At 66.6% G+C, this 12885-nt stretch carries 11 protein-coding genes; 2 read left to right on the top strand and 9 right to left on the bottom strand.

Annotated elements, in window-relative coordinates; all coding sequences use genetic code 11:
* Positions 1 to 379: 379 nt before the first annotated feature.
* From ABT158_RS33585 to ABT158_RS33610, 6 genes are all read right to left on the bottom strand, one after another.
* Positions 380 to 2953: a valine--tRNA ligase gene (locus ABT158_RS33585; protein ID WP_502911588.1), complete on the bottom strand. Its 2574-nt coding sequence runs from the start codon at positions 2951 to 2953 to the stop codon at positions 380 to 382.
* Between the two features lie 62 nt (positions 2954 to 3015).
* A complete protein-coding gene (clpX, locus tag ABT158_RS33590; RefSeq protein ID WP_185067261.1) occupies positions 3016 to 4299 on the bottom strand; it encodes an ATP-dependent Clp protease ATP-binding subunit ClpX in 1284 nt (427 codons plus the stop codon).
* A 184-nt stretch (positions 4300 to 4483) separates the two neighbouring features.
* Positions 4484 to 5107, bottom strand: a complete 624-nt coding sequence (locus tag ABT158_RS33595; RefSeq protein WP_352323604.1) for an ATP-dependent Clp protease proteolytic subunit — start codon at positions 5105 to 5107, stop codon at positions 4484 to 4486.
* Between the two features lie 11 nt (positions 5108 to 5118).
* Complete coding sequence (locus ABT158_RS33600; RefSeq protein WP_352323605.1) at positions 5119 to 5751, bottom strand: ClpP family protease; 633 nt, start codon at positions 5749 to 5751, stop codon at positions 5119 to 5121.
* A 472-nt stretch (positions 5752 to 6223) separates the two neighbouring features.
* Entirely contained in the window at positions 6224 to 7609 is a 1386-nt protein-coding gene (gene tig, locus ABT158_RS33605) for a trigger factor (protein WP_352360392.1), read from the bottom strand.
* A gap of 166 nt (positions 7610 to 7775) precedes the next feature.
* A complete protein-coding gene (locus ABT158_RS33610) occupies positions 7776 to 8642 on the bottom strand; it encodes a Sco1979 family transcriptional regulator (RefSeq protein WP_352360394.1) in 867 nt (288 codons plus the stop codon).
* A 232-nt stretch (positions 8643 to 8874) separates the two neighbouring features.
* On the opposite strand from ABT158_RS33610, the gene ABT158_RS33615 reads away from it, so the two are divergent.
* Entirely contained in the window at positions 8875 to 9372 is a 498-nt protein-coding gene (locus ABT158_RS33615) for an ATP-binding protein (protein WP_352360396.1), read from the top strand.
* A gap of 29 nt (positions 9373 to 9401) precedes the next feature.
* Here ABT158_RS33615 and ABT158_RS33620 read toward each other — a convergent pair whose 3' ends face one another.
* Positions 9402 to 9902: a DinB family protein gene (locus tag ABT158_RS33620; protein WP_352360398.1), complete on the bottom strand. Its 501-nt coding sequence runs from the start codon at positions 9900 to 9902 to the stop codon at positions 9402 to 9404.
* Between the two features lie 354 nt (positions 9903 to 10256).
* Here ABT158_RS33620 and ABT158_RS33625 point away from each other — a divergent pair, with 354 nt between their 5' ends.
* Positions 10257 to 10757, top strand: a complete 501-nt coding sequence (locus tag ABT158_RS33625) for a DUF4231 domain-containing protein (protein WP_352360400.1) — start codon at positions 10257 to 10259, stop codon at positions 10755 to 10757.
* 530 nt (positions 10758 to 11287) lie between these two features.
* Here ABT158_RS33625 and ABT158_RS33630 read toward each other — a convergent pair.
* Together ABT158_RS33630 and ABT158_RS33635 are read right to left on the bottom strand one after the other, a co-directional pair.
* Positions 11288 to 11944 (bottom strand): 2'-5' RNA ligase family protein, encoded by a 657-nt coding sequence (locus ABT158_RS33630; protein ID WP_352360402.1) that lies wholly within the window; start codon positions 11942 to 11944, stop codon positions 11288 to 11290.
* Between the two features lie 9 nt (positions 11945 to 11953).
* Positions 11954 to 12739: a GntR family transcriptional regulator gene (locus ABT158_RS33635; RefSeq protein WP_352360404.1), complete on the bottom strand. Its 786-nt coding sequence runs from the start codon at positions 12737 to 12739 to the stop codon at positions 11954 to 11956.
* Between the last annotated feature and the right edge of the window lie 146 nt (positions 12740 to 12885).

Consider the following 12885-nt stretch of genomic DNA (forward strand, 5'->3'; position numbering starts at 1 on the left):
ATGCATGTGTTTCATGCACTGGCTTTTAACACACTGTTGAGTTCTCAAGAAACGGACGCGTACTTCCTCACCAGAACCCGTTCCCGGATCCTCGCGCAGAGGCGCTCACATTTCATTTTCTTCAGTCTACCAGATCCGGACGATTCTTGTCAAACCGCCCGATCCGGGAGCTTCCGGACCTGCTCCGTTTTGGAGCAACCCTGCTAACTTACTCGAACTTCCGGCCTTTGTCCAACCGCCAGGTCAGACAGCCCGAAAGTCGGGGTTGATCAGAAGGGGTGTCGGTGCCGATCGGCCCCGCGTTGAAAACTCTAGCAGCCCTGAGGACGGTGAAGGTCCATCTTCGGTAACGAATGGACCTTCCCCGCGTTCGTATGCTCTAAACCCCGAGCCCGGACAGCTGTGCCTCAAGGCGCGCGATGTCCGCGGCGGCCTGCTCGGCCCGGCCCCGGACCTTGGCGACCACGTCGTCGGGCGCCTTGGACATGAACTGCTCGTTGCCCAGCTTGCCGGCCGCCTGCGCGGCTTCCTTCCGGGCGGCCGCCAGATCCTTCTCCAGGCGCTTGCGCTCGGCCACGACGTCGATGGCGCCCGCGGTGTCGATCTCCACGGTCACCGCGCCCACGCTGAGGCGCGCTGTGGCATTGAACGTCTCCGCCGGCTCGGTCAGCCGCAGCAGCGCACGGATCGCCCCTTCCTGGGCATCCAGCGGCGTGCCGGACAACCCCAGACGGGCGGCCACCTTCTGGCCGGGCTTGAGCCCCTGGTCGGAACGGAACCTGCGGACCTCGGTGACGAGCTCCTGCAGGGCGTCGATCTCGGCCTCGGCCGCCGGGTCGGCGTAACGGGCGTCGGTCTGCGGCCAGGGGGCCACGACGATCGACTCGCCACCCGTCACCGCCCGCCACAACTCCTCGGTGACGAACGGCACCAGCGGATGCATCAACCGCAGCAGCGCGTCGAGCACGTGCCCGAGCACGAGCCGGGTGTGTTCGAGCCCCTCGCCGAGCTGGATCTTGGCCAGCTCCAGGTACCAGTCGCAGACCTCGTCCCAGGCGAAGTGGTAGAGCAGGTCGGAGGCCTTGGCGAACTCGTACTCGTCGAAGGCCGCGTCGGCGGCGCTCACCACGGTCTGCAGGCGGGACAGGATCCAGCGGTCGGCCGCGGTGAGGTCGAGCCCGTCGAGCGAGCCCACCGCCGCGCCGTTCATCAGGGCGAACCGGGTGGCGTTCCAGATCTTGTTGCAGAAGTTGCGCGAGCCGGCCGCCCACTCCTCGCTCACCGCCACGTCGGCGCCGGGGTTGGCGCCGCGCAGCAGCGTGAAGCGGGTGGCGTCGGCGCCGAAGCGCTCGACCCAGTCGAGCGGGTCGACCACGTTGCCGAACGACTTCGACATCTTCTTGCCGTACTGGTCGCGGACCATGCCGTGCAGGGCCACGGTCTGGAACGGCGGACGGCCGTCCATGGCGTAGAGGCCGAACATCATCATCCTGGCCACCCAGAAGAACAGGATGTCGTAGCCGGTGACGAGCACGGAGGTCGGATAGAACTTCTCCAGCTCCGGGGTGGAGTCGGGCCAGCCGAGCGTGGAGAACGGCCACAGCCCGGAGGAGAACCAGGTGTCGAGGACGTCGGAGTCCTGGGTGTAGCCGGCCGGCGGCTCCTCGTCGGGGCCGACGCAGACGACCTCGCCGCCCGGGCCGTACCAGACCGGGATGCGGTGGCCCCACCACAGCTGACGGGAGATGCACCAGTCGTGCATGTCGTCGACCCAGTCGAAGTAGCGCTTGGCCAGCTCCGGCGGGTGGATGCGGGTGCGGCCGTCGCGCACGGCGTCGCCGGCGGCCTTGGCCAGCGGCGAGACGTTGACGAACCACTGCAGCGACAGCCGCGGCTCCACCACGGTCTTGCAGCGCGAGCAGTGGCCGACCGAGTGCAGGTAGGGACGCTTCTCGGCGACGATGCGGCCCTCGGCGCGCAGCGCGGCGACGACGGCCGGGCGCGCCTCGAAGCGGTCGAGCCCCTGGAAGGGGCCGTGGGCGGTGATGACGCCGCGTTCGTCCATGACGGTGAGGGACGGCAGCGAATGGCGGCGGCCGATCTCGAAGTCGTTGGGGTCGTGGGCCGGGGTGACCTTGACCGCGCCGGTGCCGAAGGCGGGATCGACGTGCTCGTCGGCGACCACGGGGATCATGCGGCCCGTCAGCGGCACCTCGACCATCGTGCCGACCAGGTGGGCGTAGCGCTCGTCGGAGGGGTGGACGGCCACGGCGGTGTCGCCGAGCATGGTCTCGGCGCGGGTGGTGGCCACGACGATCTCGTCGGAGTAGCGGATCGAGACCAGCTCGCCCTCGTCCTCGCTGTGCTCGACCTCGATGTCGGACAGCGCGGTCAGGCAGCGCGGGCACCAGTTGATGATGCGCTCGGCGCGGTAGATGAGCCCGTCGTCGAAGAGCTTCTTGAAGATGGTCTGGACGGCCCGGGAGAGCCCCGGGTCCATGGTGAAGCGCTCGCGCTCCCAGTCGACGCCGTCGCCGAGCTTGCGCATCTGGCCGAGGATCCGGCCACCGGACTCCTCCTTCCACTCCCAGACGCGCTCGACGAACGCCTCGCGGCCCAGGTCGTGGCGGGACAGGCCCTGCTTGGCCAGCTCGCGCTCCACGACGTTCTGGGTGGCGATGCCGGCGTGGTCCATGCCGGGCAGCCACAACGTCTCGCGGCCCTGCATGCGGGCGCGGCGGGTCAGCGCGTCCTGGATGGAGTGGTCGAGCGCGTGACCGATGTGCAGGACGCCCGTCACGTTGGGCGGCGGGAGGACGATGCTGTACGGCACGCGCGAGCTGCCCGGGTCGGCGTGGAAGTAGCCTTCGGACACCCAGCGCTCGTAGCTACGGGTCTCGACGTCGGCCGGCGTGTATTGGGTGGGCAGCTCTTGCGTTGTCACAAGCACCAATTCTAGGGAGCCGGACAAGCGAAACGCCCCCGGGACGAACCCGGGGGCGTTTTCGAGGACGGTCAGGCCGACTTCTCGCGCGGCGTGCGCTGCTGCTTGGCGGCGAGCTGGTCGCGCGGGACGAGCGTCGGGATCGCGTGTTCCAGCACCGACTCGCGGGTGATGACCACGCGGGCGACGTCCTGGCGGGAGGGCACCTCGTACATGACGGACTGGAGCACCTCCTCCAGGATCGCGCGCAACCCGCGGGCGCCGGTGCCGCGCAGGATGGCCTGGTCGGCGATGGCCTCCAGGGCGCCGTCGGTGAACTCCAGCTCCACGCCGTCGAGCTCCAGCAGCTTGCGGTACTGCTTGACCAGCGCGTTGCGGGGCTCGGTGAGGATCTGGATGAGGGCCTCGCGGTCGAGGTTGTGGACCGAGGTGATGACCGGCAGGCGGCCGACGAACTCGGGGATCATGCCGAACTTCAGCAGGTCTTCGGGCATCACGTCGCCGAAGATGTCGGCCGTGTCGACCTCTTCCTTCGAGCGGATGATGGCGTTGAAGCCGATGCCCTTCTTGCCGATGCGCGACTCGATGATCTTTTCGAGGCCGGCGAAGGCTCCACCGCAGATGAACAGCACGTTGGTGGTGTCGATCTGGATGAACTCCTGGTGCGGGTGCTTGCGCCCGCCCTGCGGCGGCACCGAGGCCGTCGTGCCTTCGAGGATCTTCAGCAGCGCCTGCTGCACGCCCTCGCCGGAGACGTCGCGGGTGATCGACGGGTTCTCGCTCTTGCGGGCGATCTTGTCGACCTCGTCGATGTAGATGATGCCCGTCTCGGCCTTCTTGACGTCGTAGTCGGCGGCCTGGATGAGCTTGAGCAGGATGTTCTCGACATCCTCGCCGACGTAGCCGGCCTCGGTGAGGGCCGTCGCGTCGGCGATGGCGAAGGGCACGTTGAGCATCTTCGCCAGAGTCTGTGCGAGGAGAGTCTTTCCCGACCCGGTCGGCCCGAGCAGCAAGATGTTGCTCTTGGCCAGCTCAAGGCCGTCGTCTCTGCCCCGGTCACCGGACTGCACCCGCTTGTAGTGGTTGTAGACCGCCACCGAGAGCGCCTTCTTCGCCTTGTCCTGTCCGATGACGTAGGCGTCGAGGAACTCGTAGATTTCCCTCGGCTTGGGCAGGTTGTCCCACTTGAGCTCGGAGGACTCGGAGAGCTCCTCCTCGATGATCTCGTTGCAGAGATCGATGCACTCATCGCAGATGTAGACGCCTGGACCGGCAATGAGCTTCTTGACTTGCTTCTGACTCTTCCCGCAGAAAGAGCACTTCAGCAGGTCTCCCCCGTCGCCGATGCGTGCCACCCCAGATACTCCTTTGCGTGGGACCGCCCTGCTCACGCGAGCAGTGTCTCCGGACATCCTCCGGACTAGGCCGAACCGCTCAGGTTTCGACGTTACCGTCTTCTGGGCCCTCAGTGAGCCCCCTAGCGGCGAGTCGCACCGGAACGTGCCCTATTGGGCAGCGCTCCGGTGCGTCACATCTCAACTAGGAAGCGACGGCCTGAGCTCGTTTCTTCCTGGTCGGGATGATGTCGTCGATCAGACCATACGCCTTTGCCTCGTCCGCGTTGAGAATTTTGTCGCGTTCGATGTCCTTGCGGATGTCGGCGGAGGCCTTGCCCGTGTGCTTCGCCACGATGTCCTCAAGGAGGGATCGCATGCGAAGGATCTCGCGGGCCTGGATCTCGATGTCGCTTCCCTGGCCACCGCCCTCGGTGGAGGGCTGGTGGATCAGCACCCGGGCGTTGGGCAGCGCGAAGCGCTTGCCCGGGGTGCCGCCGGCCAGCAGCACGGCCGCGGCGGACGCGGCCTGGCCGAGGCAGACGGTCTGGATCTCCGGCCGGACGAACTGCATCGTGTCGTAGATCGCCGTCATGGCCGTGAACGAGCCGCCGGGCGAGTTGATGTAGATGCTGATGTCACGGTCGGGGTCGAGCGACTCCAGCGTCAGCAGCTGGGCCATCACGTCGTTGGCCGACGCGTCGTCGATCTGCACTCCGAGGAAGATGATGCGGTCCTCGAAGAGCTTGTTGTACGGGTTCATCTCCTTCACGCCGTAGGACGTGCGCTCGACGAAGGAGGGGAGAACGTAACGGCTCTGGATGTTCATGTCAGCTCCCCCTAGGAGACCGGGCCCACGGAGGGCACCTGCCGCGCGCTGCGCACCACGTGATCGATGAAGCCGTAGTCCTTCGCCTCCTCGGCCGTGAACCAGCGGTCACGGTCGGAGTCGGACTCGATCTGGTCCAGCGGCTGCCCGGTGTGGAAGGCGATCCGCTCGGCGAGCGTCTTCTTCACGTAGAGCATCTGCTCCGCCTGGATGGCGATGTCGGCCGCGGTGCCGCCGATGCCGCCGGACGGCTGGTGCATCATGACGCGGGCGTGCGGCAGGCCGTAGCGCTTGCCGCGGGCGCCGGCGGTAAGCAGGAACTGCCCCATGGAGGCGGCCATGCCCATCACCACCGTGGACACGTCGTTGGGCACATATTCCATCATGTCGTAAATCGCCATACCGGCACTCACCGAGCCCCCCGGCGAGTTGATGTACAGCGTGATGTCGCGCTCGGGGTCGTCGGCCGCGAGCAGCAACAGCTCGGCGCAGATCCGGTTGGCGATCTCGTCGTTGACCTCCTGACCGAGCACGATGATGCGCTCACGCAGCAGGCGCTGGTAAAGCTGGTCCTCAAGCCGGAAGGACGAGCCGTTCTCACGGCCTCGCGACTCAGGCTGATAGAAGGTCGGCGGGCTGGTCACAGCGTCACCTTCCGATGCGTCGTAAGTGATTGGCTTTGCTTGTGACCTTAACGCGCGACGCCCACAGGTCATGCCCGGTCCCCCGTACTGTTCGCTGACGGCGCAGGTCTGGGTGACCGGTCTTCTGTCAGCCTACGCCGTTCCTCCACGTCCAGCTCATGGTCCGGCCCTGTGGGCGTTTCGGCGGGGATGGTGCCGTGCTGGTGGGGCTCGTGGAGCTTGTGGGGTTGCGTACCGGTGGATGCCGTCCGGCGGCGGGGAGGCGGTCGCGCGGACGGTGGCGGTGAGGGGCCGTCGAGCCGTCGAAGGGCGGCCCAGGCGACTGAGGGGCCGCTCGCGGCCCGCGGGACCGTCAGGTGGCTTCTGGGCGCGTACAGGCGCTCGGTCGTGCTCACGGACGCGCGAGGCGCGCCGCCGCGGCCGGACAGCACGAAGCCCCCGAACCCATGGGGTTCGGGGGCTTCGGGGAAGGTCAGGCTTCGGCCTTCTCCTCGGACTCGGCGGCCTCGTCGGCCTCCTCCTCGACCGGGGCGCCGTTGATCTCGGCGTAGATGGCCTTGAGGTCGACCTCGTTGCCCTCGCTGTCGACGACCTTGGCGGCGTCGCCCAGCACGGACTTGGCCTTGTCGCGGACGATCTCGACCATGGCCAGCGTGAGCTGGTCGTTGTCGGCCAGGTGCTTGGCCAGCTCGTTGGGCTGGACGCCCATCTCCATGGCGCGGCGCACCACGAAGTTGGTCAGCTCCTGCTCGTTGACGCCCAGCTCCTCGGCCTTGACGATCTTGTCGAGCACGAAGCCGACCTTGAGCGCCTTGGCGGAGTTGCTGTCGAACTCGGCGAAACGCTCCTCCTCCGTCGTCTGGTACAGACGGAAGAAGGCGTCGCGGCTGAGGCCGCTCTCGGCGATCTGGTGGTCGAGGTTGTGCTTGCGGGCGTCGACCTCGGCCTTGAGCGCGCTCTCGGGCAGCGGGATGTCGATCTTCTCGAGCAGCGCGTCGAGGGCCTTCTCACGGGCCTGGACGACCTGGTCGATGAGCTTGTTGCGGCGGGCCTGCTCGCGGATGCTGGCCTTGAGCTCGTCGAGCGTGTCGAACTCGCTGGCGAGCTGGGCGAACTCGTCGTCGAGCTCGGGCAGGACCTTCTCCTTGACCGACTTGACGTTGATGATCACGTCGGCCTCCTCGCCGGCGTTCTCGCCGCCGACGAGCTCGGTCTTGAAGCTCTTCTCCTCGCCCGCGGACATGCCCACGAGGGCGTCGTCGAGGCCCTGGAGCACCGAGCCGGCGCCGACCTCGTAGGAGACCTCGCTGGCCTGCTGCTCCTCGATGTTCTCGCCGTTGATCTCGGCGCGCAGGTCCATCACCACGAAGTCGCCGTTGGCGGCCGCGCGCTCGACGCCGGTCAGCGTCGCGAAGCGCTGGCGCAGCGAGTCGAGCTGGGCGTCGACGTCTTCGTCGGAGACCTCGGCGGAGTCGACGGTGATCTCGGCGCCCTGGTAGTCGGGCACCTCGAAGTTGGGCCGGATGTCGACCTCGGCGGTGAACTCGATCTGCTCACCGTCGTCGATCTTCGTGACCTCGATGTCGGGCTGGCTCACCGGGAACACGTCGACCTCGTCGACGGCCTGGCCGTAGAGCTTGGGCACCGCGTCGTTGAGGGTCTCCTCCAGCACTACCGCCCGGCCGAAGCGCTGCTCGATGATGCGGGCCGGAACCTTGCCAGGCCGGAACCCGGGGACGCGCACCTGCTGCGCGACCTTCTTGTACGCCGCATCCATGCTCGGGCGCAGCTCTTCGAACGGCACCTCGACGGTGAGCTTGACCCGGGTCGGGCTGAGCTCCTCGACAGCGGTCTTCACGGAATGGTCTCCTTGATCAAGCTACGAGTGATCGCGGGCGCGTCCATTCGGTACGGCTCACGCGCCGCGCCCACATGAGCGGCGTTGGGCATGCTCCGCCACGGCGGGATCCAACGCCGATGGCCAGTCTAGGGCAGATGCGTACCGAACAACGACGCCGTCGCCGTCAGAACTCCTCGGCGATCGTCCGCAGCAGATCGATCGTCTCATCAGGAGTGGTGCTCACGGCGCACAGCCGCTCCATGACTTCTGTGTATCGGTCCACGTCCTCACGCTTGTCCAGGTACAGCGCGCTGGCCAGCTGCTCGACGTAGACCACGTCGGGCAGGTCGCGGTCGGGGAAGCGCAGGATGCTGAAGGCGCCGCCCTCGGCGCTGTGGCCGCCGAAGCTGAACGGCATGATCTGGATGGTGATGCTGGGCTGACGCATGAGGTCGATGAGGTGTTCGAGCTGGGCGCGCATGACCTCGACGCCGCCGATGGGCCGGCGCAGCGCCGCCTCGTCGATCACGGCCCAGAAGACGGGACCGTCCGGCCGGTCGAAGATGCGCTGGCGTTCGAGCCTGAGGTCGACCCTCCTGGCGATCTCCTCCGCCGCGATGCCCGCCGCTCCCGCGGTGACGACCGCCCGGGCGTACTCCTTGGTCTGCAGCAGTCCCGGCACGAACTGGACCTCATAGGTCCTGATCCGGGCGGCGGCCTCCTCAAGGCCGACGTACGCCTGGAACCACGTGGGCAGGACGTCGTTGAACCGGTGCCACCAGCCGGGTTCGTTCGCGGTGGCCACCAGGTCGAGGACGGCGGCTCGCGCCTGCGGGTCCACGACCCCGTACAGGGTGAGCAGGTCGGAGACGTCACGTTCCTTGAACCCCACCCGGCCCAGCTCCATGCGGCTGATCTTGGATTCGGAGCCGCGGATGAGGTGCCCCGCCTCCTCGCGGGTGACGTTCTTCGCCTCCCTGAGCTTTCGCAGCTGGGAGCCCAGGAGGATGCGCAGCGCCGTCGGCCCGGAACCCGGCTGGTTCTGCGTCACTTTGCCTCCTATCAAGGTCCGCACACACAGTGACACCACATCGCCGGGTATGACAAGGTCTCAACCTCGTGTCCGATTAGGAGAGATTTGCCCCAAAAGGCGCATGCTGTTGCACATTGCAGCTGCACGTGCATTTGGGTCTTGCAGCCGCCGCGTTCGTGACCCATGATGGCTTAGTGCATTGTGGGCCAAACATGCACTAAACCGAGGGCTACGGGGAGGTATCGGCGGCATGGTGGAGGATCCTCTGGCCACTGCCGATTGCCTGCAGATCACCCGTGAGGTGGGGTTCGACCACCTGCTCAAGGGCGGGAAGCCGAACACGACCGCGTGTCCCCTGCCCTTCCAGGCCGACTCGGTGAAGACCGCCAGGGACGTGACCCGCTCCACGCTGCGGGGATGGGGCCTGCACGAGCTGAGCGACGACGCCGCGCTCGTGGTGTCCGAGCTGGTGACGAACGCCGTCAGGTACGCGATGTACGCGGCCGGCCGGCGGGAGATCGAGCTCTTGCTGATGCGCGTGTCGCCGCACGTGCTGCTGGCGGTGGCGGACCCGAGCGACGAGGTGCCGCGCCGCAAGGAGCCGGACTTCGTCTCCGAGAACGGGCGCGGCCTCTACATCGTCGAGACCTACAGCCAGTGCTGGGGCTGGGACCCGCTCGACCGCGGCGGCAAGGCCGTGTGGGCGTTGTTCCGCGCCGAAGAGGGCTCCGAAGCCGAAGAGGGCTGACCTCTCGACCTGCCCCCTCGACCTGGCCGCTACTCGCCGGTGGCGCCGTCGATGCGCTCGCGCAGCAGGTCTGCGTGGCCGTTGTGGCGCGCGTACTCCTCGATCATGTGGACGAGGATCCAGCGGTGGGTGCAGTCCTGGCCGTTCCGGTCGCCCACGGCGTCGAGGGGCTTGGCGGCCGAGATGGCGCGGGCGCGCTCGATCTCGTCCTGCCAGGTGGCGAACGCCTCCTCCACCGAGGCGTGGTCCACGTCGTTGAAGTCGGCGTCGTTGTCGACGTCCTTGTTCCACAGGCGGGGGATGTCCTCGCCGTTCAGCACGCGGCGGAACCAGACCCGCTCCACGTGCGCCAGGTGCCGGACCAGGCCGAGCAGCGACATGGCGGACGGCTCGGCGGAGCGGAGCCTGAGCTGCTCGTCGGTCAGGCCGGCGCATTTGACGGCCAGCGTGCCGCGATGCCATTCGAGCCAGTTGCCGAGCACGGTCCGTTCGTCGCCGGCGAAGGGCGGGGGCACACGATTGTCTGTCACGCCTCGACCTTAATGGGCACTTCGTCCGGGTCCGCGAACCAAGAAGCCCCCTCCGCATGGGAGGGGGCCGATGACCTGGTCGGGGCGACAGGATTTGAACCTGCGACTTCTTGCTCCCAAATCCACTTGATCAGGACCCAGACCAGGCTCAGATCGCGTTTCGACCTGCGGGAACGGTCTGACAGGGTCCGTGAACGTCCGCGCTCGTACGCTTCGATCGTCACCCAGTAGGTCACTCACTGGTGGCATAGCGATCTCGCAGACGAATAAAATCACCTGCACCGGTCGTCCCGGCTGGGGCTCCGCGTGTAGTGCGTGCCACTCCGAATCGTTGAGCATGCAGGAGCTTCGAGCATGGCAGAAGACCTACCCGCTTCCGCTGTAAAGCCGTCTCAGGCAGACACGACGCTCGGGCCTACCGAGTACATTGAGCAGCGCCTAGAGCAGTACCGAGGCTGGTACGACGGTAAGGCGGTCAAGACCAAGGCTCTCCATCTCCGCCTCAGAACCTTAGCTGTGGTTGGAGCAGCGGTTGTCCCTGTGCTCGTGAATATCAAGCTGCCCTATGTCGAGATCGCTACGACGCTCATCAGCCTGATGGTCGTGATCTTGGTGTCGCTTGAGAGCGTGTATCACTACAGGGAGCAGTGGAAGAACTATCGGTCCACTGAGCAGGCACTCGGCCACGAACTGTTCCACTACAAGACCCGGACGGGTGTGTTCGAGGGCCTCGAAAACGAAGCCGCCTTCAAGTTGCTCGTTGAGCGTGTAGAGAACGCCATCGCCTCTGAGAACGCCTCCACCCTCAGCACTATGACTTTGGCGAGCCAGTCCTCCCACCAATCGCTGCAATGAGCAGCAGCACGCCCCACCCTGATCACCTCGTACGCCGTCGACTCACCGCGTAGCGGCAGCGGGCCGGGGACGGAGTGTCAAGCTCGGCTTCGCGTGTACGTTCACCGGTCGCCGTTCCTCGATCATTCGTTGCCCTGCGGTCACAGCCGAGCTTGATACGGAGGAGCCGGTCTGCTGGGCTTGCCTGAGTCGATGGTGTGCGAGGTGATCAGCCCCTCAGCCACCCATCTACGTTCAGGGCCGTGTGGCGATCACCTCGGGGCCGGAGTGCTCCCGCCGGAGGCATGCTTTGACCTCATCGGCTCAATCCGAGAGTCGGCGTCCCTCGTGGTGCTGGGAAACGTTCTGTACGCGGTTCTGCCTGCGTTCGATGGTGCGGCGGGGTGGCCGGGCGGGACCGGCCCGGAGAGGCCGCACGCCCGCCCGGACCGCCCGGCCGCCCGCCGCCCATCGGGCGGCGGCTTGAACCCGTATAGAAGGTTGTAACCACTCACCGCCACCAGGCCGCGCCGCGCCTGCCCCAAGGCTGCTCAGACGTCCTTGCCGGCTCCCAGCGGTACGACCGCGTGAGTGTTCCAGCGGTATACCCACTCAGGGTCAAGCACGCGGTTCTGCACGATCAGCGCGACGCGATCCACATCCACCTTGACCGGCTCTGCTTCGACACCACTCAGCGCCTCCACGTAAGGCTGCGCTGGTCCCGGCGTATTGATGTAGGTCAGGCTCACATGCGGACGGAACCCTCTGACCTGCTCGGCCGCCGTAGGCGCCTCGCCTGTTACCTCGGCGATGCCGTTCCTGATCTCGCCCCAGATCTCGTGCAGTGGCTCCGCAGGTGTAGGCGCCAAGACGATGGCTTCACCGAGGATGACCGGCCGGTCGAAGGTGACTACCACCGGCGCGAGCTTGCCCAGCCGTACCGCGACAGCCTGGGTGATCTGATCAAGCCTCTCGTCGGGCACCTCGTCCACCCAGCCGACGCCTTGCACGGTGAGGTGGAGCCATTGGGCAGGCACCGGGTTGTGCCCGTCGATCGTCGACAGGGCCTGTTGGTAGCGCTCGGCGAGTCGGTGAAGCTGTGGCGCGCGCTCGAAGGTCAGGTGCCAGGTGTAAACCAGGCGGCCCGGCCGCCAGCCTTCACGAGGCCACCAGTGAGAGCGCACCTCATCCGTGTTCTGTAGGGTCATCGGCCTGCCTCAGATCTGGGAGGGAACGTTCGGGACGTTCGCCTCCTGGTCGATCAGGTACTCATCGATGATGGTTACCCGGTCCGCTGGCCAGATCGACTCCGAGACTTCCAACACCGTGTCATCTTCGGCTCTGGCGGTGTGGATGACGTGCATGACGTGGCCGCCTTGCGGCAGGCCGAGAGTGACGATCTCCTCGGGCGTGGCGCTGCGGGCGATCCATTGGTCGCGAGCGTGGTGGTACCGCTTGCCGCTGAGGTCTTCGACGCAGAGGAACAGCGCCTTGGGTACGACGTCGCGCTTCTCCAGGAAGGTGCCTCGGGCGATGTCGGCCGGGATGTAGCTGGCGCCGATCTCCTCGGGAGTGTTGGTCTCCTTGTCGTAGAGCACGCGGCGGCGGGTGACGACCTCGGCCCCTTCGGAAATGCCCATGGCTTCGGCGATGCGCGCCGGCACCTGCTCCGGTCCGGCGAACACGATGTCGTGACGCAGGTGTGAGGTGAGGAGCTTCTGGTCGCCGCGTGCCCGGCCGTAGCGGTTGCGGGAGCGGCGTTCGAGCCGGTGGTCCTGCCGCACGAAGGTGCCGATGCCGTGCTTGGACTCCACGATGCCCTGCGACCGGAGCACTCCCACTGCCTGGCGGATGGTCGGCAGGCTCACCTTGAAGCGCTCTGCCAGAGCCGTTTCCGCAGGGAGACGTTCGCCGGGTTCGTAGCGGCCTTCCTGGATGTCGTGCCGCAGGGCCTCCGCGATTTGCTGGTATTTCGGGGCGAATCCGCCCAGACCTGATGTCACTGTTCCGCCTCGCTGGTGTCCGAACAGTAAAAACTGCTCTCGCCACGAACTCTACTCCTCATTAGGAGTTGACGACAGGAGCACTGCGGGTAATCATCGTGTTGCAAGTCCTCATTAGGAGTTGAGGACCTGAGGTCTGGAGGACC

The sequence above is a fragment of the Nonomuraea sp. NPDC001636 genome (assembly GCF_040298265.1).
Taxonomy (GTDB): Bacteria; Actinomycetota; Actinomycetes; order Streptosporangiales; family Streptosporangiaceae; genus Nonomuraea.